Here is a 24809-nt window from a genome sequence, read left to right as displayed (position 1 = left end):
AATTTTAACACAATTTTACTTTATTTCAACTATACTTTTTATATGATTCACAATCTCTATGAGATTTGCAATCACCTCTTCTTTGTTTAAATTTTTAATCTTGTATGCAAAGGCAGGCTTATTCCCTAATTTAAATACAATACTTCTATTATATTTACTAATCAAGGCTTTAACTAATTTTTGATTTATTCTTTCGCTACTATCAAATTGTAATATTATCTCCTCCTTTACCTCTTTGATTTCTATTATCCCCACCTTGCTTGATATACACCTAAGATAAGCGATATTCATAAGACTTACAACACTTGATGGTATGTCTGAAAACCTATCTTCTATTTCCTCTTGTATATCTACCATATCCTCGTTACAATCAATAGCCGCAATTTTCTTGTAAATTTCAATTTTCTGCGACTCATCTTCAATATAAGTACTAGGAATATACGCATCTATTTTAATTTCAACAGAAGTTTCAATAGGCTCCATTTCTATATCGCCTCTTATTTTTTTCACTGTGTCTTCGAGCATCCTACAGTATAAATCATAGCCTACCGCAGCCATATGACCATGTTGAGCACCGCCCATCATATTTCCAGCACCCCTGATTTCGAGATCTCTCATTGCGATTTTAAAACCTGACCCTAGCTCCGTAAAATCCTTAATTGCTTTAAGTCTTTTTTCAGCAACCTCTGTTAACACCTTATCTTTTTTATAAGTAAGATATGCATAAGCTATTCTATTTGATCGACCAACCCTACCTCTTAATTGGTAAAGCTGAGAAAGTCCCATCTTATCTGCATCGTAAATTATAATTGTATTTGTATTTTGAATATCTATTCCCGTCTCAATAATAGTTGTACACATCAATATATCATACTTGTTCTCCATAAAATCTATCATAATAGATTCTAATTCTCTTTCTGTCATTTGCCCATGCGCAATACACACTCTAGCTTCAGGAACTAGCTTTCCTATAAATGCTGCCATTTCTTTGATAGTTTCTACTCTATTGTACACAAAGAAAACTTGCCCCTTTCTATTTAGTTCTCGCAGCATCGCATCCCTTATTAATTGATCGTTAAATTCTACCACATAGGTTTGTATTGGATACCGCTCCTCTGGTGGAGTTTCAATTACACTTATGTCGCGCACTCCAGTAAGCGACATATGCAATGTCCTTGGAATTGGAGTAGCTGTTAGCGTAATCACGTCTATATTTTTTCTTAGACTTTTTATTTTTTCCTTATGAGTAACACCAAATCGTTGTTCCTCATCTATAATCAATACCCCTAGGTCTTTAAATTTTACATCTTGCTGAATTATCCTGTGCGTTCCTATTAATATATCTACGTTTCCTTCTTTTGTCGCCTTAATGACAACTTTTTGCTCAGCAGGGGTCCTAAATCTACTTACCATTTCAACCTTTACTGGAAAGTCTGAAAATCTTTTGGTAAGATTTTTATAATGTTGCTCAGCTAGTATAGTAGTTGGTACTAAGAACGCTACTTGCTTTCCATCCATAACCGCTTTAAATGCCGCTCTAACGGCTACTTCTGTTTTTCCATACCCAACATCACCACATATCAATCTATCCATTGGTTTATCCGATTCCATATCTTTTTTGATTTCTTCAATTGCTATTATTTGATCTGGAGTTTCTTCAAATGGGAATTCTTCTTCAAACTGTTTTTGCCATACAGTATCCTTGCTATATCGGTGGCCCTTAAGTGTAGCCCTTGCTGCATAAAGTTTTACCAAGTCCTCTGCAATATCTGCAATAGAGTTTTTAACTTTATTCTTAGCCTTAACCCATTCTAGCCCACCTAATTTGCTAATCTTTGGAGCTTTGCCTTCACTTCCAATATACTTTTGTACTAAATCTAATTGTTCTACCGGAACATAGAGGTTATCACAACCATTATAACTCAGTTGCAAGTAATCTCTTTTATGCCCATGAACTTCCAATTGCTTAATTCCTTTGTATACGCCTATTCCATGATTTACGTGAACAACGTAGTCTCCTAATTTAAGTTCTGTAAAGCTTTTAAGTTTACTTACTCCCTTTTTACTAGAACGACTAGTAGCTTTTCTTTTTGATCCACCAAAAACCTCTTTATCGGAAATAACACATAATTTCAGCTGCGGATACTCAAAGCCCTTTAATTGATTACCAAAGGTTACAACCACTTCTCCAAACTCAATTTGAGAAATACTGTCTTTATAGACACTTTCAATGCCTCTATCCCTAAGTATATCTATTAATTTCTCCCCTCTAGTTCTTGTACCAGAAAGAATTACGATCTTGTATCCTTTACTTTTTTTGTCCTTTATATCCTCAATAAGCATGTCTAATTGGCCATGGTAATCATAATTGGTAATTTGAGAAAAAGACACTATGTCCCTTGGCTTAAGAACTGTTGTGCTTTTAGCAATAGCGTTTATTGTAATAACTTCTACGTTCTCTAACTCTTCATATATATATTGCTTATCAATTAAAATTTCTGCTTGTTTAGGCAGTATACTTCCTCGTCTTAAAAAATTCTCGTAATTTTCTTCAAATTCGAAATACACGCTATCTAGTTTACCTAGGCACCTTTGTGAATCATCAACTACTATAAATGATCCCTTCATATAATCTAAAAAAGAAGATACATTATCATAAAAGTAAGGCATATAGCTATCAACATCTTTAAAACTCCACGTTTCTTTAAGTGATTCCAAATTAATATCAACTAATGAAGTTATTTTTTTTATAATTTCTTTATCTTTTTTCTTGTTAAAGCTACCTACCACATTGATTAGGTCTTCCTTTATTTTGTTATACCCTTTTTCCCTAATTTCCTGGGTTAATATCATTTCCTTTGCTGGAAATATATCTATTTCGGATACCTTATCAATACTCCTCTGAGTTTCACTATTGAATGTCCTTATAGAATCTATTTCGTCGTCATAGAGTTCTATCCTAAAAGGTAACGCAGAAATAGGGGGATATAAATCTATAATTCCTCCCCTTATTGAAAATTGACCTTTAGTATCTACTCTTTCTACCCTTTCATACCCACATTCAATTAATTCTTCCGAAAAAGCATTTAAATTTAAATTGCCCCCTACAGCTAATTTGAAAATATATTTTCGGAGCAAATCTATAGGCATGTAAGTCGCTGCCAAAGCCTCAATACAAGTAATTATTATTTTTTTACCGCTTTCAGTAATTTTTTTCATTACTTTAAGTCTTTCCCATCTCAAGTCGCCAGATACAGCATCCGCATTATAAAATCCCATTTCTCTAGTTGGAAAATAGTACACATCATTTGCATAAAAAGATAAGTCTTCGTAAATATTTTTAGCCTCTACATCACTATGCGTTAAAATCAATATAGATTTATCTAATTGCTCGTACACACCATTCACTAAATAGTTCTTAGCTGATTCCGAAAGTCCATATACACCAATTGGATATATTTTCTCTTCTATATTGCTTAATATACTTTTAAATTGATTACTCTCTTTCAAAGGCTTCATAAGCCCACTCAGTCTCACGTTAACACCTCTCACTCACTCCATAAATATAGATAATCTTCCAATAATGTTTTTATTTAAGCATTAAATCCATTAAACTGATTCATAGCCTCCGTATATCCTTTTGCTATTATCGTTTGAACAGCTTTTATACTAGCCTCAAAAGTCTTTTCTACAAGCACCCGGTCTTCTTTAGAAAATCGCCCTAAAACATGAGGTATTAGCGCCTTTTCCGGTTGTCCTACGCCTATTTTTATTCTTAGAAATATGTCGGACGACATGTTAGCTATAATACTTTTTATCCCGTTATGTCCACCAGCACTACCCTTACTTCGTATTCTTAATTTACCTGCATCCAAACTAATATCATCATACATTATGATGATATTTTCATTTGGAATCTTATAAAAAGAAGCTGCTTCGCGCACACTTTCTCCACTTAAATTCATATATGTACTAGGTTTTAAAAGAATAACTTTTTCCCCTGATATGATTATTTCTCCACATACTCCTTTAAATTTTATCCTATTAATTGAAGTATTATACTTCTCTGCCATTAAATTTATTACATCAAATCCTACATTATGTCTTGTATACCTATATTCATTTCCTGGATTTCCTAGTCCAACTACCAAATACATTATTACCCCCAAATATTATTATGTTTAAGCCTTATGTCTACCACATAATTATTTTTTCATATGCCTTATTTATAATATTATACTAAAAAAGTATTTTAATCCACAACTTTACATAAAAATTACCATATAATTCATTCTTTTATTATAATTTATCTTTAAAAATAACTAGTAGTATGCTATGCCTGACCTATATAACTGCTAAGATTATATTATTAACCTTAATTAAGCTATTTTAGTGGTCTAATAACTTTACCATGAGTCATCAAATCATTAATAACTTCTTTAGCTTCATTTATATTAATAGCAAACCCCATTCCGTAAGTTTCACTGGATGAATCAATCTTCAAACTATTTATACCAATAACTTCTCCATAGATATTGCATAACGCCCCACCACTATTCCCTGGATTTATATCTGCATCAGTTTGTATTACTTTATAGATAGTCTGTTCACCTGTTTTTTTATCAACAATATTAATTCTTTTATCCAGTGCGCTTATAATACCCGCAGTAACCGTTCCTAAAAACTGTTTTCCTAGTGGATTACCAATTGCAATAGCTATATCACCAATTTTAACCTTTGATGAATCGCCAAATTTTGCAATAGGCAAGTTACTAGCTTCAACTTTTATAACCGCCAAATCAGATATAACATCCGTGCCTACAACTGTTGCTTTCAAAATATTATCATTGCTCAGTTTCACTTTTATTTTTGTCGCACCTTTAATTACATGATAATTAGTAATAATATATCCATCACTTTTAAATATAATCCCTGAACCATTGCCTTCTGGTGTATCCCACAATTCTTCTGCTTTACTACTAATGCCAACTACTGATGGTGCTACCTTTTGTGCAACTTGTGAAATAGGATTATCATCTGCCTCTTGAATATTATCGTTTTCTCTTACACCTGAATTTAAATTGCTACTAGTCACTTTTGGTACTTTCCCCTTATTAATTATATACTGGGCTGTAATCCCCCCAGATAGGGCTGCTATCAGCATAAAACTAATTACTTTTAAAAATGTCTTGAAATAATTTTTCTTGTTGTTTTTTCTAAATTTAATTTCGCTAAAGATGTCCTTGCCAAAATCTGCATTCTTCCACAAAGCATCTCTTACTTCATTACAAGATTCATAGTTATCCTTATTATACATAGCATCATCCCCTCCCTACTGGTCATATCTATATTATATAAATTTTATTTCATTATAAATTATTCACTTTCGTTAATGTAAAAGTAAAATAAACACCATTGCCCTTATTTTCAACCCATATATCACCCTGTAATTGAGTTATTATATTTCTAACTATAGATAATCCAAGTCCAGTACTATCTTTTGCTGTTCTTGATTTATCCGCTTTATAAAACCTATCCCAAATATGCAATAAATCTTCCTCAGCTATTTGCGGACCAGCATTGAACACAGATATTAATGCATTTCTTCCTTTAGATTTTGAACTAATCTTTATTTTCCCACCATCACTTACATATTTTATTGCATTGTCCAATAGATTTGTAATCACTTGTACTAATCTATCTTTGTCTCCTGCTACAAATAAATTATCTTCATCAAAGCATACATCTACAGAGACCTTTTTCTCTTTAATTTTTGTTTCATTTTTTATAACTGTAAGTCTAATGATTTCATTAATATCCACTTCCATAATCTTCAAACTAAACTCCCCAGCTTCAATTGCAGACATATCTAATAAGTCATTTACAAGCCTTGTTAGTCTTTGAATTTCCTCATAGGCAATAGATAAGTAGTATTTTTCCTTTTCCTCTGGAATTACCCCATCTAGTATCCCACCAATAAACCCCTTAATTGATGTTATAGGAGATCTAATCTCGTGCGATACATTGGATATGAATTCGCGTCTATTTTTCTCGTTTTTTTCTACAGAATCAGCCATAAAATTAAATGATTGAGCGAGTTCTCCTATTTCATCATTAGATTTTAAATAAACCCTCTTATAAACATCCCCATTAGATATCTTCTTAGCTACTGAATTAATCTCTGCTAAAGGCTTTATAATTATTTTTTGAGAAAAATAATATATAACTATACAAGAGAATATTATTGCAAAAATTGCAGATATCCAAATTATTTCATAAACACGTTTTAAAGATTGGCTTAATTCTTCAATTGAGTTGCATAATATTATAGCTCCCTTAAAAGTGCCCGCCTCAGTTCTTATTGGCGTACCGTAAACTCTTACCGTGTTATCAAATATTCCAGCATAAGGGCCTGTAATCTCAAACGTATGCCCAAGCCTAAGCTGATCTAGTTGCTCAGCAAAAACCTGTTTTCCCATAAACTCCTTATGCTCTTTATTAGATACCAAATAAACACAACCGTAGCTATCTGTAAGCCAAATATCGGATTTTATATACTCAGCAATGATTGTCATTACGTCATTTAATTTTTCCGAAGTAGCATCCCCAGCCATATATTTCATAGCAAGCCCTTGTATCATATATGACTTATCCAAAAATTGTTCTTTTCTTTGCTCGAAAAAATAATTTTGGAACCAATAAGACAAAAAAGAGGCAATAATTATTAAACTCATTGAAATTATAATAGTATAGGTGGCTAACATCTTAAAAAACAGCCCTCTTTTAAACATCTATTTCACCTCAAATTTGTATCCCACTCCCCAAACAGTCTCGATTTGCCAATTTGGCCCTCCTTGAAGCTTTTCTCTTACCCTTTTAACATGCACATCCACTGTTCTAGAGTCTCCTGGATAATCGTATCCCCAAACCTCACATAAGAGTTGTTGCCTTGTGAAAACTCTATTCTTATTAAGAGCTAAATAATGTACTAGTTCAAATTCTTTAGGTGGCATTTTCACCTCTGAGCCTTTATATGTAACATTATAAGAATTAATATCAATTTCTAGATCCTCAAAATTTAAAACCTCTTTACCACCTTTATCTAAGTTATAACGCCTAAGCACAGCTTTCACTCTTGCAATTATTTCTTTTGGCTCAAAAGGCTTAACTACATAGTCATCCGCTCCAAGTTCTAGCCCCAATACCTTATCAAATGTTTCCCCTTTGGCAGTAAGCATAATAACCGGTGTTTCGTTCTCTTTTCTTATCCATTTCAAAACATCGATTCCATCAATATACGGTAACATTATGTCTAAAAGCACCAAATCTGGTTTATAACTTAAAAATGCTTCCTGTGCAGCCCTGCCATCATATGCTACTTTTGTTGCATATCCTGAATTCTCAAGATACATTTTAATTACCTCAGCAATATTTTTATCATCATCAACTATTAGTATTTTCCCTATAGTTCCTTCCATATCAGTACCTCCAAATTATTTCCTCTATTTTTTCCCTCTATTTTTTTCTATCATTCATCTTTAAAAAATAACTAGTCAACATGCTAATTTATCTTATTAATAATTTATCATACTTTAATGATAAGTTATTAGTTTTCATTAAATGTTACAAATTATTCACCACTTCCGATAATAATTTAAATATTCTACATAAATACTGAGTCTATATAGTATACTTACTATCCCGTTATTATATAAATCCACATTATAAAAAAATAGCGATGCCCAATTATAAAAATAATAGAGCATCACTATTTTAAAATATGTATTATAAACTGGAATCTTCCTCGAATAATTTACTTACCGAAACATCCTCATATATTCTCTTTATAGCCTCCGCTAAAATTGGCGCTACAGATAATGTAGTGAATTTTTCGCATTGTTTACCTTCTGGCATATCAATTGTATTTAATATTATCAATTCTTTTATTACCGAATCATTTATTCTTTGAATAGCAGGCCCCGATAATACGCCATGACTGCAACAAGCATAAACATCTTTTGCTCCGAGTTTAACTAAAGCATTCGCTCCATTAGTTATTGTTCCCGCAGTGTCTATCATGTCATCCATCATGATACAAGTTTTCCCCTTAATGTCACCTATAACATTCATAATTTCTGCAACATTAGCTTTTGGTCTTCTCTTATCAATTATCGCTATTGATGCATGTAGCTTATCTGCAAATTTTCTAGACCTAGCAACGCTTCCAAGATCTGGTGCAACTACAACTACATCGTCCCTATCTTTAAATCCATTCTTGATGTAGTATTTTGCAAGTATAGGTGTCCCGGTCATATTATCAACAGGAATATTAAAATATCCTTGTATTTGAGCTGCGTGTAAATCCATAGTAAGTACTCTATCTGCTCCTGCAGTTGTTATAATATCTGCCACAAGTTTTGCTGTAATTGGATCTCTAGCTTTTGCTTTTCTATCCTGCCTTGCATATCCATAATATGGTATAACCGCAGTTATTCTTCCTGCTGAAGCTCTCTTAAATGCATCAATCATAATAAGTAATTCCATTAAATTATCGTTTACTGGTGCATTAGTCGATTGAACAACAAATACATCTGCGCCCCTGACAGTTTCATGTATATTAACAGATATTTCTCCATCACTAAAAGTTCCTACTTCTGAAGCTCCAATTGGTAATCCTAGTATGTCAGCTATATCTGCGGCTAATTTAGGATTTGAGTTGCCCGTAAAAATTTTAATATTCTTTCCGTGGTTTATCATATGTAGTTCTGATTCCTAAAATCATAACAAATCATATTTTAATACGATTCATATAAATTTTCATTCTATACACTAAATAGAACGTCAGCATAACGAGACTCAACTACTAGGGTTAATACTCTCACATTAAAATCTTACATACCATTCAATGCGCCTTTAGTAGTTTTTATATACACATTCTGCTGAAAAAATCAGTTTTACACCTCCCTTTATAATTTACTTATTAATTGTATGCTTGTTATTTTATTTGCTATGTCCTGATTTCACTACCCAATTTTCAATATTTTTTTGCCTTGCTCTAGCTATTGCCAAAGCATTTTTAGGTACCTCATTTGTAATTGTAGAACCAGCCGCAATGTACGCGTTATCATTAACCTTTACAGGTGCTACTAGGTTAGTATTGCATCCTATAAACGTATTATTGCCTATTATAGTTTTGTATTTTGCTTTTCCATCATAATTTACAACTACAGTTCCGCAGCCAAAATTACATCCACTTCCTACCTCCGCATCACCAATATAAGTAAGATGAGATACCTTTGTATTATCTCCAATAGTTGATTTTTTAATTTCAACAAAATCTCCTATTCTAGCATGTTTACCTATATTGCTTTCTGGTCTAATGTACGCAAAAGGTCCAACAGTAGTTTGATCGCCTATCTGGCTTTCAATTACTACAGAACTTTGAACTGAAACTCCGTTTCCTATAATGCTATCCGCAATTCTATTATTAGGGTAAAGAACACAGTCTTCTTTAATAATAGTCTTACCCTTCAAAATATTCCCTGGATATATAGTAGTATCTTTTCCTATTGTAACTTCTGAATCTATGTATGTATTATTAGGGTCAATTATTGTAACTCCATTTTCCATATGTTTTCTATTTATTCTTTTTCTCATAATCGCTTCTGCATCTGCAAGCTCTACCTTTGAATTAACTGCAGTAATTTCTTCAACTGGCACATCAAAAGCTCCAACCTTAAACCCTTGCTCCTTTAATATACTAATAACATCTGTTAAATAGTATTCCTCTTGAGCATTATTATTATTTAATCTATCTAAACTATTAAGTAATTCTTTTATGCTAAAGCAATACATTCCTGAATTTACTTCTTTAACTAATACTTCTTCTTTTGTACAATCTTTAAACTCAACAATTTTTTTAACCTCACCATTTTCATCCCTAATTATTCTACCATACTTTGCAGGCTCAGCCATACTTGAAGTTAATATAGTCGCTTTAAAATCACCTTTTTCATGATAATCTAATAGTCTCCTAACTGTACATTCAGTAATTAGTGGACCATCTCCAACAAATATTGCTACCGTACCTTCGTTCCCGCTTAGGAACTCTTTAGCACACATTACTGCATGTCCTGTGCCTAACTGATCTTCTTGGACAGAGTAATTAATTTTTCTATCTTCTGATACTTTTTTAACCTGCGCGGCTCCTTTTCCAATTACCACATCAACCATTTCAATATCTGCCTTTCTCATAATGTCAATAACATGGTTTATCATTTCTTTACCACAAACCTTATGTACAACCTTAGGCATATTAGAATTCATTCTTTTTCCTTGACCTGCAGCTAATATTATAGCGCATTTATACAAATTAAACACCTCTTTATATATTAATTCGACATATTTACACATTTTATTTTATCTTTTCTTCAATTAAAACACTTCTTATATTATATTTTATATAACATTTAATTGCAACCAACCTTGGCCGTTTTTAATATTTTCTTTATAAAATAAAAAGGGGTAACCCCCTTTTTTATACCTCTAAATTTTCTTCTACCTCTTCTACTGGTTTTTCATTTTTTACTTTTTCATACTCATCCAATATAGCTGATTGAATCTTCTCTCTTGTTTGAGTATTTATTGGGTGTGCTATGTCCTTGAATTCCCCATCTGGAGTTTTCCTACTTGGCATAGCAATAAAAAGTCCACTTTGACCTTCTATCACTTTAATATCATGAACAACAAATTCATTGTCAAAAGTTATTGATATAATCGCCTTCATTTTCCCCTCTGTAGCTATTTTCCTAATTCTAACGTCTGTGATTTCCATACACTCCACCTCCAAGTTGCGTTATAGTTATACTATTTCTCTATAACTTGGGTTTTTCCTTCTTAAATTGTAAATAAAAATTAAATCTTTTGAATATTACACTTTTTCAAAGTTTTTTGATGGAGTTAACTCAGAGTTACCTTCCTCGTTTATTCCTTTAAACTGAATAATCGATATGTATTCTGCTATTAATTTATGACCGCTTTGAATATTATCAACGAGAACTCCAATACCTAAAAGTTCACTTTCGAATTCTTTAAGCAAATTAATTATACCTGTTGCAGTGCCTCCAGCTTTCATAAAGTCATCTATAAAAATACATTTGCTCTGTTTTTTTATAGACTTTCTTGAAAGAGACATAGTTTGAATTCTGTTACTAGATCCAGATACATAGTTGATACTAACAGTACTGCCCTCAGTAACCTTCGGATCATGCCTTACAATAACTAATTGAACACCAAGCATTTTTGCCACTTCATACGCAAGTGGTATCCCTTTAGTCTCGACTGTTACAACATAGTCTATGTCTAACTCACTAAACGCAGATGCAAGGATTACTCCTGCTTTGTGCACTATTTCTGGATTATACATAATATCAGTCATATATATAAAGTTTCCTGGTATCACCCTGTCCTTCTGTGTTAAAATTTCACATAATTTTTCTGCAAATGTTATACCTTCTTGCCTTGAGACTCCGCAAATATATTTTACTCCACCAGCTGCGCCTGCCACCGATTCCACTCTTCCCATAGATAACTCACTTAAAGTTTCACGAACAATAACAATATCTTCGCTAATTGTGGATTTAGCTGCATTAAATAATTCCGTAAAGATCTTTAGATTAATTGTCTTATTAGGATTTTCTGTTAATATTTTAGTAATACCTGTAACTCTTTGATTTCTACTATATTTATTCATAATATCTCACCCATATCTTTATTTTACGAATTTTACTTTGTAAAATTCTTACTATCATTCGTATTTTAATTGTAAATCTTTTTTATCTTTATTACAATGCCTAATAACTAATTTCAAGAGATTTAGTTACTTTACGTGCGAAAACTTGTTGACATCTTTTAAGCTTTATAATTTGATGCAAGGCATTTTCAAAAAATATTATTCTATAATGTGTTTAGTTTTTTTGTATTTTTGTATATAATTAAGACGTACATAATATACATTTATTTGTTATAATCAATACTAATGCAATTTGCATATACTAAATAGTCATAATCATTTTTAAGGAGTTGATATAATGTCTTTTGATTTTATAAGAGATAAAAACAAAAAAGTTCATTTCATAGGAATCGGTGGTATAAGTATGAGTGGTCTTGCTGAAATACTCATAAAAAATAACTATACAGTCTCTGGGTCTGATATGAATTCATCACATATCACAAACAAACTTAAAGAAAAAGGTGTTCAAATTTATATAGGCCATAATGGTGATAACATAAATACTGCAGACTTAGTAGTTTACACTGCTGCTATTTCTCCTGAAAATCCAGAATACATTAAGGCTAAAGAGTTAAACATTCCTTTAATAGATAGGGCTGAATTTTTAGGTCAAATTATGAAAGGTCACAAATATAATGTTGCAGTAGCGGGTACACATGGTAAGACTACTACCACTTCAATGCTTGCCCACATCATTTTAAAAGAGGATGTAGACCCTACAATACTCGTGGGTGGAGAATTAGATGCTATCGGAGGTAATGTTTTAGCTGGAAATAGCGACTATTTTATTACAGAAGCCTGTGAGTATAAAGCATCATTCTTAAAGTTTTTTCCCTATATAGGAACAATATTAAACATAGATGCGGATCACCTAGATTACTATAAAGACATAAATCACATTAAAGATACCTTCATAAAATTCATTAATATTATACCAAAAGAAGGCTATTTAGTTGCGAATGTGGAAGATGAAAATGTTAAAACTATCCTCCATAATCATAATTACAACTGCAGCATACTTACTTACGGAATAAATAACGGAATTCTTAAGGCAAAAGATATTAGTTATAATGAATTAGGTTGTGCCACCTTTGATGTATACAAAGAGGGTCACAGATTATTTCAAATAAATCTTAATGTACCCGGGCGGCATAATGTTCTAAATGCTCTTGCAAGTATAGGCACCGCACTAATCCTTAATTTTTCTGAAAACTCAATTACGCGCGGCCTTTCTAGTTTCAAGGGTACACATAGGAGATTTGAGTTAAAGGGGATTAAAAATGGCGTAACTGTTATTGACGATTATGCCCACCATCCTACAGAAATTAAAGCAACGTTAAGTGCTACAAAAAATTATCCTCATAATAAAATTTATTGTGTTTTCCAACCCCATACTTATTCAAGAACATTAAGCTTATTTGAAGATTTTTCAGATTCTTTTTATGATATGGATAATTTAATACTAGCAGATATTTATGCTGCCAGGGAAAAAGATACTGGAGTAATAAGTTCAAATATGCTTGGAGATAGAATAAGAGAGAAAAGTGTAAATTGCATAAATCTTCATAGCTTTGATGAAATTGTTGATCATCTTAACAATAATTTAAAAGAAGGAGATATTCTTCTTACAATGGGTGCAGGAGACATCGTTAAAATAGGAGAAATGTACCTAAAATAATTGTTTATATTTATCAAAGTATTTTTATGAAATTATAAAATAATCCATAATACTTAAGGCTTAAGTCTACGTCTTTCAGATGTAGACTTATTTTTTATTTATGTGTTTGTCTACAACCACTATATTAGGAATGTAATCCTGAAAATATATTTAAAATTAACCTTAGAAAGGAATGTGTTCTTTATGAAAAAAATTATTTACCAAGTAGATGCCTTCTCAGATCTGCCCTTCGGTGGTAATCCAGCCGGTGTAGTACCTAACGCTATTGGATTAAATTATAACGATATGTTGAATATCGCCCGAGAAATGAATTTATCGGAAACTGCCTTTGTTTTTCCTATGAAAGATGAGGAAGCAGATTATGAGGTAAGATTTTTTACACCTACCCAAGAAGTAGACTTATGTGGTCATGCTACAATTGGTTCTTTTTTTTCTTTAGCTTCAAAAGGTATTATTACTGGAACTGATAATGTTAAAATTGTAAAACAAAAAACAAAGGCCGGTATTTTACCAGTTGAACTTTATTTTAAAGATAATAAAATCGATAGTGTAATGATGACTCAAGCTAAACCAAAATTTGTTTTTGATGTTGCAAATACATATGAACTTGCACAAATCATGGGTATCAATGCACGTGATATAGGAATATCCGGGTATAGCCTCATTCCTCAAGCTGTATCTACCGGCCTTACAGACATTATGCTTCCGGTCAAAAGTTTGTCTGCATTAAAATCCCTAAATCCAAACTATACTAGATTAACTGAATATAGCAATAATCTAAATATTATTGGGGTACATGCCTTTACGCTTGAAACTGAAGAAGACTCCTCCACTCTATCTTGTAGAAACTTTGGTCCCGCTGCTGGCATAAATGAAGAATCTGCCACAGGAACTTCTAATGGGGCACTTGGTGCCTATCTAGTAAAAAATGATGTGCTTAAATTTGAAGATAATATAACTATAATCTGTGAACAAGGCTACTATATGAATAGACCTAGTAAAATAATCGTAAGATTAGAAGGAAGCAAAGAAAACTTAACAGTAAAGGTTGGGGGTAAATCGGTCATTGTTATGGAAGGGCTTATTTAAGCTACATAAATTAAAAAAATTAAAGCTCATATCCTTATACTAAAATAAGGATATGAGCTTTTTTACTTTCTATTATATCTCATGAAAAGTTGTTCTACTGCCTTAACGCTTTCAGGTTCAATATGTTGAAGAAGGATATTATATGGCTTTTTACCTACTTTTATTGCGATATATTTTTTTGTTATTGCAACCTTACTTATATCATTAAACATAATAATCTTACCCTTTGACGCAAAGTTACTATTAAGTTCAAATCTATCCTTTTCAAATTTTAAATAATTTAAATTTTCTAGTTTTCTAAGTTTTATAATAAAAGATATTGAAAATCCTATAGATACAAATGTCACCATTAAAAATATTCCCGCAATTCCGGTTCTTCCACGAACAAATGATCCTATGACTCCTATTAATAATGCAAAGCTCATTAAAATGCTGAATGCACCTTGCTTCATAGCCATTTTTTTTGTTACTCTACTAAATTTAATTTCTTTCAATTGCTTCCCTCCTAAGATACTATTTGTGTATTTTCAGCTCCACGAAAAATTCTTTATCTGTTACTTCCATATATATTTCACTATAATCTATTTCAAAATTTGCCATAGTGGAATGGATTCCACTATCACTTAAAAAATGCACTGTACATATATTATTATCTTCTATATTACAAAATCTAATAAATATACTTTTAACGGATGGAAATTGTATTCTAGACTTTATGTACTTAGGCAGATTTTCAAAATATAAATTTACGCACCGATACTCCACTTTGATTATTAAATCAACGTTATATTCATCCTTTTGTATTTCCTTTACTGCGAAATCGCCTATTATTTTCAAATTGCTTTTTTCATAAATCATATGGCACCTCCAATAAAAGATATTAGTATTAGGCTATTTCATAAGTATCTTTATCAATTATATATTCTCTACCGGTCACAATATTACCTTTATCTAATAATCCTAAAACCATCTATATATTTCAAAAAACTATTTCTGTAATTTTCAACATAATATCCCCTAATTTATTTTTCATTTTTTTACATTTTAAAGCAACTAAATTTTGTACTACCAAAATAATCTACTAATGTAAACACTCATATTTAAATTTCAATATTTATAATTATATTGCGTATAAACATTAGTCTTTGGTAACACTAGATATGAAAAAATGTTTTGGAGGTATATATAATGAAAAATTTTCTAGTTTCAGCTATAGTAGATGTCGTAATAATCTTTGCTTCATATTTTCTATTTAGAAGTATTATAAGTGGGCCAACTCGTCACCGATTGTATGAGAAATTCATGAGTTCTTTCGCAAAATTCATAATTATTATTTTTGTATCTACCGCACTAGTAACATCTCTCATAGCTCTAGTTTTATACAAAACACGATATATAGTATATATTAACATACTAGCTCCTGCCTTATTATCAATCCTTGTAGGTTTTGTTATGTCTACTGTACCTACTAGAGGCGCCGGTGATAAAGAAAAGAATGGCAAAAATAAATAAATATAAAGCAGCTTTTAGGATAATATTGTTTTTATATCATCCTAAAAGCCGCTCTCTTCTTTTACACATTCCCTAAATAATTAATTTAACAAAAGAATATGCTAATTTAAATCCATATAATATTATGACTATACCACATACTAAGTTTATTATTTTAATAACTTTAATGTTAAACTTCCCTTTAAATAGCGAAATAATAGTTGCTAATGAGGTAAACCAAATGAAGGACGCTAAGCATACCCCTATAATAAAGTAGCTTGACATGTTTACTGGAAGTGAAGCTCTCATCCCACCCAATAATAAGGAACCATCAACTAGAGCCTGGGGATTTAGCCAGGTTACTGCAAAACATGTCCATACTATTTTTATAAATGATTTATTCACATCCACAGTTTCTCCCGATTCAACTTCTGGTACTTGTCTCACGAGACCTACTCCAATGTAGATTACTGCTACACTCCCTAGTAAAAGAATAAGTATCTTTAAAAGTTTAAACCTTTCCATAAGCGCCCCTACACCTAAAAAGCATGAGAGCGCAAGTGATATATCAAAAAATATAGTAATAAACGCAACTTGATATGCCCTTAGTCTACTTTTTCGTATAGCCGTATTTATTACAAATATGTTTTGTGTACCAATGGGCGCTACGTATGCAAAACCTAAGAGTAAGCCTTGTATTATATATTTATACATTCCGTTCCCCCTAACTCATATATATCCTTATCACTCAAAAATTACCTCTTTATCTGCACCTCTATTTATGTGAGATTATTAATTTTTATAGATTACAATTTGAACTTAATTGTAATCTATAAAAATTTTAAATGCAATAATGTTTTCAGAAAATTGTGGCAAGATCCAGTTATATAAAACAAAAACAAACTGTTGACATTTATGCATTTGTTTTATATAATAACTAGTGTTGTCAGCAAGTAGAATTTATAACTTACATATTTCATGTTTTATATTTTCAAAAACATTTACCAATTTTGTTGACATTTATGCATTTGTTTTGTATAATTAAGTTGTCTTCGGGGTGTAGCGCAGCTGGGAGCGCGCGTGGTTTGGGACCATGAGGTCGCAGGTTCAATCCCTGTCACCCCGACCAAAAAGAGTTGTCTAATGACAACTCTTTTTTTATTATAAATTTTTATTCGTTAGTGTGTATAAAACTCGTCATTTTTGACAAAATAGATAATAGCCTACTATTTTATTATTTTTTGTAGATAATATGCTAAAGTCATTACATATCTAATAACAACTTAGGAGTGATTATTTTGAATAAAATGTATAATGAAATTTTTAAATCCCTAGCTAAATCCTATTATGAAGATAATTTTGAAAACAAAGTACAGGAATTACTGTCTAAGGATAATATTAATAAAACTGAGTTAGGCTCCGTAATTTCCTCACTTTGCGGAGTTGAAGTAGACTTTTCTCATAATTACATAGATGATTTAAATAAAGCTATCCTTTCTTATGAATCAAATTATAAAATTGTAAATAAAATCAAAGGCTGCACTATGGATTGTACAGATAAGCCTGGAAAGACAAAATGTCAAGCTTCCTGCCCTTTTGATGCCATATTAATAGATAATAAAAGTAATACTACTTATATTGACAATGATAAATGCACAGACTGTGGTTTTTGCGTAGAAGCATGTCCGAATGGTGCCTTAATGGACAAGGTAGAGTTTATTCCTCTTTTAAATTTATTAAGAGGAGATTCGAAAGTAATAGCAGCTGTAGCCCCTGCCATTACTGGTCAATTTGGAGAAAATGTTAATATAAATAATCTTAGAACCGCTTTTAAAAAAATGGGGTTTACAGATATGGTTGAAGTTGCTTTTTTTGCAGATATGCTTACATTGAAAGAATCCGTAGAATTTGATGAGCACATTAAAACAAAAGAAGATTTAATGATCACCTCTTGCTGTTGTCCTATGTGGGTAGGGATGGTAAAAAAGATTTACCACGATTTAGTGAAGTATGTATCTCCCTCTGTATCTCCTATGATTGCCTCTGGTAGAATTTTGAAGAAATTAAACCCTAACTGCAAAGTAGTCTTTATAGGTCCCTGCATTGCAAAAAAGGGTGAAGCTAAGGAAAAAGACCTTTTAGGTGATATTGATTTTGTTCTTACATTCTCAGAACTTAAGGCTATTTTTGATATATTAAACATCGACCCAGAAAAACTTCCACAAGCTGTATCCAGTGAGTATGCTTCCAGAGGCGGCAGGCTTTACGCTAGGACAGGAGGAGTATCTATAGCAATTGGAGACGTTATAGAAAAATTATTTCCTGAAAAATATCATTTATTAAATGCTATCCAAGGAAACGGTGTAAAAGAATGTAAAAAACTACTTACTACAGCTCAAAATGTAGAGGTTAATGCAAATTTTATAGAAGGTATGGGTTGTGTTGGTGGTTGTGTTGGAGGGCCTAAAGCTTTGATTGACGCAAGCTGCGGAAAACGTAGAGTGGATAAGTTTGCAGAAAGTTCAAAAATTAAAACTTCCTTAGATAGTGATTGTATGAACGAAATTCTAAGTAGAATTGGAATTAATACTGTTGATGATTTTAAAGATAAAAACAAAACCAAAATATTCAACAGAGAATTTTAGATAATATTTTGCAATATAAATGCAAATTAAAATATGGTATAATACTCAGTAATTAATATATTTTTTTGCATTCAAAGGGGGGTTTTATGAAAGGATTACTTGAATATATAAGCGATAAAGATATTAGCCTGCTTAGAATTATAAATAATTCTTGGAAGTGTAGGTTTTTAGATATTATAATGCCAATTATGACTTACTTAGGTTCTTTTTCTTTTATGTTTATATTCTGTACCCTTGCTTTTCTATTTAATAGTACTATTGTTCACACCATAGCTATTAAAGCTATGATTTCTATAACAATCAGCACTGGCATTGGTAAGATTCTCAAAGTAAGCGTTACTAGATTAAGACCTTTTATAACAGTTCCAAACTTGAACATAAAAAAAATAGGCATAGATAAATACTCCTTTCCGTCAGGTCATACTACTGGTGCATTTTCATTAGCTATAATAATAGCTTTATATTTCCCTATATTTGGGTTTATAACTATACCCATAGCTTGTTGTGTAGGAATTTCTAGAATTTACATAGGCGTTCATTATCCTACCGATGTTATTATGGGTATTTTTATCGGAAGTACTTGTTCTTTTCTTACTTACAGATTCTTTTAATTTTAAATCCTAGTATTTAATTACATTTCGACCTGTTATACTTATATAAGAGGTGATTAAATGCTAAAAAATATTAAAGCTGCAATTTTCGATTTAGACGGAACCCTAATAGACTCTATGTGGGTTTGGGATAGAATAGATAAAAATTATTTTAGAAGCAGAAATATAGATTTACCTAAAAATCTAAAAACCCAAATAGAGCACCTTAGCTTCAATGAGACTGCGGCATATTTTAAAAATAATTTCGGTATATTAGATACTATAGACGAAATTAAAAATGAATGGAACGATTATGCCCATGAGGAGTATCTTAATAATGTAAAACTAAAGCCCGGTGTAGTTGAGTTTTTATCTTTACTTAAAACCCTGAATATAAAAATTGGACTCGCTACAAGTAATAGTAAATTTTTGTTAGAAGCTGCACTACATGCTAATAATATATACCATTATTTTGACTGCATAACTCTAACTGATGAAGTATCTCGCGGGAAAGACTTTCCAGATGTATATTTACTTGCCGCTGAAAAATTAGGCGTAATCCCAGAGGAATGCATTGTATTTGAAGATATACTTCCTGCAGTTAAAGGTGCAAAATCCGCCGGAATGAGAGTAGTCGGTGTCTATGATGATTTCTCCAAAGAACAAAGGGACGATATTGATAATCATGCAGATATGTATATAATAGGATATAACGAGTTAACTACAGCGATTTAAGACTCATGTGTATACATGAGTTTTTTTGTGAATGTTTTTGTTTTCTATCGAATAGAATATACTAAGAATAAATATAACTATTTAACATATGCACAAACTTGCCGATTAAACTCTATCATATTAATATATCATTATCTAAAAGTAGTAATTTACAAGGAGAGATACTATTGCTCATTTTTCTTTTTTCTATTCTTTTGATATGCTTTGGTGTTTATTATTATATTATGGACCTAAAGTTATCGACTCAAAAAACCCAGCTAAAGATTATCTCTAGGCAAAATAGAGAATTCAAATCAAAAATTGAAACTTCACGTTGTGCTGAGGGTCCTATTGTAATAAAATACAAACTACCTCTTTTTAAAAGCGGAACTATAAAAGAGAGTTGTAGTTTGTATTTAAGTCCTATTGAAATTTCACCTGTTCTATCTAATATAGTTAAAAGTACGACCGTAGAGATTCAAGATTCCGCTGATATTTTTGATATTTCATGGTATGAAGTTTCTATAAACTCTCAGACCACCATTAACAATAAAGGATGGATAAAAAAAGATAACATAATTACCCTGGACGACACTGTTAGTCACCAAGAGGAGATTCCTACTTAAAAAACAAAAGGCATATATCGATAAAATATATGCCTTTTAAAATTAATCTTTATTTCCATCAGTAATTAGTTTTTTCATTTTCAGAATGCTAATTATGTTATAATTTATAAATCAAACTAACAATCTTGTTAGAACTAAAGGGGTTTAATATGAGAATAATATCTAAAAGCAACCTATGTACAAATAGACCATATATAAATTTAAAAAAACTTTCAATAAAAAGTTCATTGAGAGTTGGTGAAATTACTGAAGCTGGTTTTAAAAGTACTTATATAATAAATCAACATACACAAAGCTTATCTACTAATGAGAATTACATTCTACAATTTAGTAAAGGAATTCAGAAAATAACACTTGATACAGAGCTACTCCATGAACTCTTATTAGTTGAAGTTAATTATTCATCTAAAAGTAGTAATAAATCTGCTAAATTCAAGGTCTACCTTGTCTTAGATAATATAAAATATTCCTTACCATTTAGTTCATTTCAAGATATTTATGATAACTGTATGGATATCCTAGCTAGAGAACTTGATGGAAAAGAAGAATTAACTTACATAAAAGAAAGTTTTAACAATTTACAAGATGATGAAATCTCAGTAGATATAAAGTTAAATTTAGAAAGATTACAAGAATTTAAAGATAAAGTAAACTACAAAAGAAATATTTATTATTTTGTTATAAATAACATTGCTTCAGCTACTTCAAAGTATGATATTAACACTAAACCTAAAGAAATCCTACTAAGTGATACTTTAAAAGTTCTAAGATATAACTGTGATACAAGACTTTATATCTTACTAGAACCTATTGATGAAACAACTAAAATAAAATTAAACGAAACTGATATTATTTGTAACCTCGGTGAAATTGATTTCCCTACTGTTAGCATATGCACGGGTTATGGGCTTGGAAAATTATTAGATGTTAAAAATAATGTTATTCCAAATACTAATACATTATCATTATTTGCAAATATTCTAGACCTAGGATTAGAAGTTTTAAAAAAGTGATATATATAAAAAGAGCTAGAAATTATTCTAGCTCTTTTTAATGTAAACTATACGATTTTAGTTGTCCATTCTTCACAGTTCCATACATCAGTTACTACATCTTGATAGAATTCTGGTTCATGACAAACTATAAGTATACTTCCTGTATATTCTTTTAGGGCCCTCTTGAGCTCTTCTTTAGCATCTACATCTAAGTGATTCGTAGGTTCGTCTAAAATCAATATATTAGTTTCCCTGTTTAGAAGCTTCGCAAGTCTTACCTTTGCTTGCTCTCCACCACTAAGCACAGTAATTCTACTTTCAATATGCTTTGTAGTAAGTCCACACTTAGCAAGCGCAGATCTTACCTGACCCTGAGTGAAACTAGGGAATTCTTGCCAAAATTCTTCAATACAATTATTTCGATTGACTCCCTTTATTTCTTGTTCATAGTATCCTATATATTGATAATCTCCTACGTTTGTATGCCCTGAAACAGCCTTGATATCACCCATAAGACTCTTTAACAATGTTGTTTTTCCAACACCATTAGCCCCAACTAAAGCAATTTTTTGTCCTCTTTCCATATATAAATTTAATGGTTTGGATAATGGACTATCATATCCAGTAACTAAATCCACAGTTTTAAATAATATCTTCCCTGAAGCTCTTGCAGATTTAAAATCAAATTGTGGCTTTGGTTTATCTTTTGTAATTTCCATTTTATCAATTTTATCTAATTTCTTTTGTCTTGATTTTGCCATACCACTTGTAGAAGCCCTTGATTTATTTTTAGCAACAAAAATCTCTAGTTTGGTAATTTCTTTTTGTTGTCTTTCATAATCAGCTTCCATTTGCTTCTTTTTAGCATCATGAACTCTCAAAAATTCGTTATATGAACCTATATATCTAGTTAGTTTTTTATTTTCCACATGATATATTATATTAATTACGCCGTCTAGAAATTCAATATCATGGGATATTAAGATAAATGCATTTTCATAATTTTGAAGATATCTCTTAAGCCACTCTACATGCTGCTCATCCAAAAAGTTAGTAGGCTCATCAAGTAGTAGAACATCTGGAGCCTCTAATAAAAGTTTTGCAAGAAGAATTTTCGTCCTTTGTCCTCCGCTTAAATCTGCAACATCATTTTCAAGGCCAACATCTTTAAGTCCAATTCCAACAGCTACCTCATCTATTTTAGAATCAATACCATAAAATCCATTATTATCGAGCTGATCTTGTATTGTTCCCATTCTATCTAGTAATTTTTCTAGTTCCTCAGGTGATGCCTCGCCCATTTTTTCTGTTACACTAAGCATTTCATCTTCTAAGTCAAAAAGATATTTAAAAGCATCCCTTAAAACTTCTCTAATAGTTCTTCCCTTTTCCAAAACCGTATGCTGATCCATGTATCCCACTCTTACGCTACTTGACCATTCAACATCGCCCTCATCTGGCATAAGCGAACCTGTAATAATATTCATAAATGTTGATTTACCCTCTCCATTAGCACCTATAAGTGCTATGTGCTCCCCTTTAAGTAATCTAAAAGATACATCTTCAAATATTACTCTATCACCAAATCCATGGCTCATATTTTTTACTACCAATCTACTCATTTGTATTTCTCCTTACTATAGTATGATTTTATATATTTATAATTTTAAAACTATTTCTAGTTATATATCTATTTGCTCTTAATAATTAGATGTTGTATATAGATTCCCATGCAAAGAAAATACGTCCAATTTTATCTAAATATGCTTAATTCGAGTGTGCATTGAAAAATGACACATATACTAGTGTAATTTATAATTGTCTTTATGTCAAAACAATTTTATGGATCTTATATTACAAATTAATTCAGTGTGGTATACTACTATAGATAAATAGCTTAATATTTTATTAAAGATTGTTTTAACTATAAAAAATATAAGAGACATAATAATTATAAATTGTTATGTCTCCTTAAATAACACAGGAGGAATTTAAAATGGCTTGCAAATTTTACTTATATAAAGGTAAAGGCAGAAATTCAGAAAATGGACACCTTTGGATATATGCAAATGAAATCGAAAACTTTGATGGTGAATATGAAAATGGAGATATAATTGAGGTGTACAATTTTAGACAGGAGTTTATAGGGAAAGGTTTCATAAATGACGTTTCTAAAATTGCCATAAGAATAATGACAAGAGATATTCACGAAGAAATAGATGAAGAGTTTTTCAGAAAAAAACTTGCCGCTGCATGGAAATATAGACAAACCGTTATAGATACTTCTAGCTGTAGATTCTTGTTTGGAGAAGCAGATTTTGTACCTGGAATGATTATAGATAAGTATGAAGACTATTATGTTATTCAATCTTTAGCACTAGGAATCGACAAATATAAAGATATAGTTGTTAATTTACTAATGCAGGAATACAGTGCAAAGGGTGTCTATGAAAGAAGTGACGCTAGAGTTCGCGAGCTTGAAGGGATGGAGAAAACAACAGGATTCTTAACCGAACCCTTCGATACCGATATAGAAATTATTGAAAATGGAGTTAAGTATTATGTAGATATTGCAAATGGTCAAAAAACCGGATTTTTCCTAGATCAAAAGGAAAACAGAGCAGCTATCCACAGATTATGCAAAGATGCTGATGTTTTGGATTGTTTTACCCACACAGGTTCCTTTGCGCTTAATGCAGGTATAGCCGGGGCTAAAAGTGTACTTGGAGTAGATATTTCTGAATATGCAGTAGATTGTTGCAGAAAAAATGCAGAGCTTAACGGGCTTTCCGATACTGTTAAATTTGAATGCCATAATGCCTTTGATGTATTAAGAGAATGGTCAAGAGAAAAAAGACAATATGACGTAGTAATACTTGATCCCCCAGCCTTTTCAAAGTCACGTTCTACTATAGACGGCGCAACACGCGGATATAAGGAAATTAACCTACGTGGTATTAAATTGGTTAAACCGGGCGGGTATTTTGTAACTTGCTCTTGCTCTCATTTTATGTACCCTGATATATTTAGAGATACAATAGCCGATGCAGCATTAGATGCTAAAAGAACACTTAGACAAGTTGAGTTTAGAACTCAAGCATCAGACCATCCAATACTATGGAATTCTGATGAATCCTACTACTTGAAATTCTACATATTCCAAGTAGTTTAAAAAAATAAGAGTTCGCCC

The 24809-nt window shown here is 31.4% G+C and carries 22 protein-coding genes and 1 tRNA gene; 10 read left to right on the top strand and 13 right to left on the bottom strand.

What is annotated here, in order from left to right; translation table 11 throughout:
• Window positions 1-15: 15 nt before the first annotated feature.
• The 9 genes from mfd to purR all read right to left on the bottom strand — a co-directional run bounded on the left by mfd (window position 16) and on the right by purR (window position 11752).
• Window positions 16-3537, bottom strand: coding sequence for a transcription-repair coupling factor (gene mfd, locus ACWJKP_RS01665; protein WP_165412335.1), 3522 nt, complete (start codon window positions 3535-3537; stop codon window positions 16-18).
• A gap of 56 nt (window positions 3538-3593) precedes the next feature.
• Window positions 3594-4157 carry an aminoacyl-tRNA hydrolase gene (pth, locus tag ACWJKP_RS01660; RefSeq protein ID WP_165412336.1) on the bottom strand — a complete coding sequence of 188 codons (564 nt, stop codon included), beginning with the start codon at window positions 4155-4157 and terminating at the stop codon, window positions 3594-3596.
• A 227-nt stretch (window positions 4158-4384) separates the two neighbouring features.
• Window positions 4385-5317, bottom strand: a complete 933-nt coding sequence (locus ACWJKP_RS01655) for a S1C family serine protease (RefSeq protein WP_462961385.1) — start codon at window positions 5315-5317, stop codon at window positions 4385-4387.
• Window positions 5318-5369: 52 nt separating this feature from the next.
• The gene (locus ACWJKP_RS01650; protein ID WP_462961384.1) at window positions 5370-6791 is read right to left on the bottom strand and encodes a HAMP domain-containing sensor histidine kinase; all 1422 of its coding nucleotides are present in this window, start codon (window positions 6789-6791) and stop codon (window positions 5370-5372) included.
• Window positions 6792-7478, bottom strand: coding sequence for a response regulator transcription factor (locus tag ACWJKP_RS01645; RefSeq protein ID WP_165412339.1), 687 nt, complete (start codon window positions 7476-7478; stop codon window positions 6792-6794).
• A 307-nt stretch (window positions 7479-7785) separates the two neighbouring features.
• A complete protein-coding gene (locus ACWJKP_RS01640) occupies window positions 7786-8757 on the bottom strand; it encodes a ribose-phosphate diphosphokinase (RefSeq protein ID WP_165412340.1) in 972 nt (323 codons plus the stop codon).
• 243 nt (window positions 8758-9000) lie between these two features.
• A complete protein-coding gene (gene glmU, locus ACWJKP_RS01635; RefSeq protein WP_462961383.1) occupies window positions 9001-10371 on the bottom strand; it encodes a bifunctional UDP-N-acetylglucosamine diphosphorylase/glucosamine-1-phosphate N-acetyltransferase GlmU in 1371 nt (456 codons plus the stop codon).
• Window positions 10372-10537: 166 nt separating this feature from the next.
• The gene (gene spoVG / locus ACWJKP_RS01630; RefSeq protein WP_165412342.1) at window positions 10538-10834 is read right to left on the bottom strand and encodes a septation regulator SpoVG; all 297 of its coding nucleotides are present in this window, start codon (window positions 10832-10834) and stop codon (window positions 10538-10540) included.
• A 96-nt stretch (window positions 10835-10930) separates the two neighbouring features.
• Entirely contained in the window at window positions 10931-11752 is an 822-nt protein-coding gene (gene purR / locus ACWJKP_RS01625) for a pur operon repressor (protein ID WP_165412343.1), read from the bottom strand.
• A gap of 337 nt (window positions 11753-12089) precedes the next feature.
• Here purR and murC point away from each other — a divergent pair, with 337 nt between their 5' ends.
• On the top strand, window positions 12090-13469 hold the full coding sequence (gene murC / locus ACWJKP_RS01620) for a UDP-N-acetylmuramate--L-alanine ligase (protein WP_165412344.1): 1380 nt from the start codon (window positions 12090-12092) through the stop codon (window positions 13467-13469).
• A 183-nt stretch (window positions 13470-13652) separates the two neighbouring features.
• Window positions 13653-14558 (top strand): PhzF family phenazine biosynthesis protein, encoded by a 906-nt coding sequence (locus ACWJKP_RS01615; protein ID WP_165412345.1) that lies wholly within the window; start codon window positions 13653-13655, stop codon window positions 14556-14558.
• Window positions 14559-14620: 62 nt separating this feature from the next.
• Here the strand turns inward: ACWJKP_RS01615 and ACWJKP_RS01610 are convergent, their stop codons facing one another.
• Together ACWJKP_RS01610 and ACWJKP_RS01605 are read right to left on the bottom strand one after the other, a co-directional pair.
• Window positions 14621-15052 (bottom strand): hypothetical protein, encoded by a 432-nt coding sequence (locus ACWJKP_RS01610; protein ID WP_165412346.1) that lies wholly within the window; start codon window positions 15050-15052, stop codon window positions 14621-14623.
• A 19-nt stretch (window positions 15053-15071) separates the two neighbouring features.
• Window positions 15072-15416 (bottom strand): hypothetical protein, encoded by a 345-nt coding sequence (locus tag ACWJKP_RS01605; RefSeq protein ID WP_165412347.1) that lies wholly within the window; start codon window positions 15414-15416, stop codon window positions 15072-15074.
• 330 nt (window positions 15417-15746) lie between these two features.
• On the opposite strand from ACWJKP_RS01605, the gene ACWJKP_RS01600 reads away from it, so the two are divergent.
• Window positions 15747-16070 (top strand): hypothetical protein, encoded by a 324-nt coding sequence (locus tag ACWJKP_RS01600; protein ID WP_165412348.1) that lies wholly within the window; start codon window positions 15747-15749, stop codon window positions 16068-16070.
• Between the two features lie 72 nt (window positions 16071-16142).
• On the opposite strand, the gene ACWJKP_RS01595 is transcribed toward ACWJKP_RS01600, so the two are convergent.
• On the bottom strand, window positions 16143-16763 hold the full coding sequence (locus ACWJKP_RS01595; protein ID WP_165412349.1) for a LysE/ArgO family amino acid transporter: 621 nt from the start codon (window positions 16761-16763) through the stop codon (window positions 16143-16145).
• Between the two features lie 339 nt (window positions 16764-17102).
• On the opposite strand from ACWJKP_RS01595, the gene ACWJKP_RS01590 reads away from it, so the two are divergent.
• The 6 genes from ACWJKP_RS01590 (at window position 17103) to ACWJKP_RS01565 (ending at window position 21637) form a co-directional block, all read left to right on the top strand.
• Window positions 17103-17178: transfer RNA gene (locus ACWJKP_RS01590), tRNA-Pro, on the top strand.
• 169 nt (window positions 17179-17347) lie between these two features.
• The gene (locus ACWJKP_RS01585; protein ID WP_165412350.1) at window positions 17348-18694 is read left to right on the top strand and encodes a [Fe-Fe] hydrogenase large subunit C-terminal domain-containing protein; all 1347 of its coding nucleotides are present in this window, start codon (window positions 17348-17350) and stop codon (window positions 18692-18694) included.
• Between the two features lie 86 nt (window positions 18695-18780).
• Window positions 18781-19305, top strand: coding sequence for a phosphatase PAP2 family protein (locus tag ACWJKP_RS01580; protein ID WP_165412351.1), 525 nt, complete (start codon window positions 18781-18783; stop codon window positions 19303-19305).
• A gap of 60 nt (window positions 19306-19365) precedes the next feature.
• Window positions 19366-20019 carry an HAD family hydrolase gene (locus ACWJKP_RS01575; RefSeq protein WP_165412352.1) on the top strand — a complete coding sequence of 218 codons (654 nt, stop codon included), beginning with the start codon at window positions 19366-19368 and terminating at the stop codon, window positions 20017-20019.
• Between the two features lie 167 nt (window positions 20020-20186).
• On the top strand, window positions 20187-20624 hold the full coding sequence (locus ACWJKP_RS01570; protein ID WP_165412353.1) for a hypothetical protein: 438 nt from the start codon (window positions 20187-20189) through the stop codon (window positions 20622-20624).
• A 149-nt stretch (window positions 20625-20773) separates the two neighbouring features.
• On the top strand, window positions 20774-21637 hold the full coding sequence (locus ACWJKP_RS01565; protein WP_165412354.1) for a hypothetical protein: 864 nt from the start codon (window positions 20774-20776) through the stop codon (window positions 21635-21637).
• Between the two features lie 47 nt (window positions 21638-21684).
• Here the strand turns inward: ACWJKP_RS01565 and ACWJKP_RS01560 are convergent, their stop codons facing one another.
• Window positions 21685-23241, bottom strand: a complete 1557-nt coding sequence (locus ACWJKP_RS01560) for an ABC-F family ATP-binding cassette domain-containing protein (protein ID WP_165412355.1) — start codon at window positions 23239-23241, stop codon at window positions 21685-21687.
• A 374-nt stretch (window positions 23242-23615) separates the two neighbouring features.
• Here ACWJKP_RS01560 and ACWJKP_RS01555 point away from each other — a divergent pair, with 374 nt between their 5' ends.
• The gene (locus ACWJKP_RS01555) at window positions 23616-24791 is read left to right on the top strand and encodes a class I SAM-dependent rRNA methyltransferase (RefSeq protein ID WP_165412356.1); all 1176 of its coding nucleotides are present in this window, start codon (window positions 23616-23618) and stop codon (window positions 24789-24791) included.
• Window positions 24792-24809 lie beyond the last annotated feature (18 nt).

It is taken from the genome of Clostridium sp. CM037, assembly GCF_055081095.1.
The sequence above is the reverse complement of the archived record's forward strand: the minus strand, read 5'-3'. Positions and strand labels throughout refer to the sequence as shown.

Coding starts and splice junctions, on each gene's coding strand:
- ACWJKP_RS01650 (WP_462961384.1), bottom strand. CDS start 6,791: ATGTTTAAAAGAGGGCTGTTTTTTAAGATGTTAGCCACCTATACTATT.
- ACWJKP_RS01655 (WP_462961385.1), bottom strand. CDS start 5,317: ATGTATAATAAGGATAACTATGAATCTTGTAATGAAGTAAGAGATGCT.
- ACWJKP_RS01560 (WP_165412355.1), bottom strand. CDS start 23,241: ATGAGTAGATTGGTAGTAAAAAATATGAGCCATGGATTTGGTGATAGA.
- ACWJKP_RS01555 (WP_165412356.1), top strand. CDS start 23,616: ATGGCTTGCAAATTTTACTTATATAAAGGTAAAGGCAGAAATTCAGAA.
- ACWJKP_RS01645 (WP_165412339.1), bottom strand. CDS start 7,478: ATGGAAGGAACTATAGGGAAAATACTAATAGTTGATGATGATAAAAAT.
- ACWJKP_RS01605 (WP_165412347.1), bottom strand. CDS start 15,416: ATGATTTATGAAAAAAGCAATTTGAAAATAATAGGCGATTTCGCAGTA.
- ACWJKP_RS01565 (WP_165412354.1), top strand. CDS start 20,774: ATGAGAATAATATCTAAAAGCAACCTATGTACAAATAGACCATATATA.
- pth (WP_165412336.1), bottom strand. CDS start 4,157: ATGTATTTGGTAGTTGGACTAGGAAATCCAGGAAATGAATATAGGTAT.
- ACWJKP_RS01580 (WP_165412351.1), top strand. CDS start 18,781: ATGAAAGGATTACTTGAATATATAAGCGATAAAGATATTAGCCTGCTT.
- ACWJKP_RS01640 (WP_165412340.1), bottom strand. CDS start 8,757: ATGATAAACCACGGAAAGAATATTAAAATTTTTACGGGCAACTCAAAT.
- ACWJKP_RS01575 (WP_165412352.1), top strand. CDS start 19,366: ATGCTAAAAAATATTAAAGCTGCAATTTTCGATTTAGACGGAACCCTA.
- ACWJKP_RS01600 (WP_165412348.1), top strand. CDS start 15,747: ATGAAAAATTTTCTAGTTTCAGCTATAGTAGATGTCGTAATAATCTTT.
- purR (WP_165412343.1), bottom strand. CDS start 11,752: ATGAATAAATATAGTAGAAATCAAAGAGTTACAGGTATTACTAAAATA.
- murC (WP_165412344.1), top strand. CDS start 12,090: ATGTCTTTTGATTTTATAAGAGATAAAAACAAAAAAGTTCATTTCATA.
- spoVG (WP_165412342.1), bottom strand. CDS start 10,834: ATGGAAATCACAGACGTTAGAATTAGGAAAATAGCTACAGAGGGGAAA.
- ACWJKP_RS01615 (WP_165412345.1), top strand. CDS start 13,653: ATGAAAAAAATTATTTACCAAGTAGATGCCTTCTCAGATCTGCCCTTC.
- ACWJKP_RS01595 (WP_165412349.1), bottom strand. CDS start 16,763: ATGTATAAATATATAATACAAGGCTTACTCTTAGGTTTTGCATACGTA.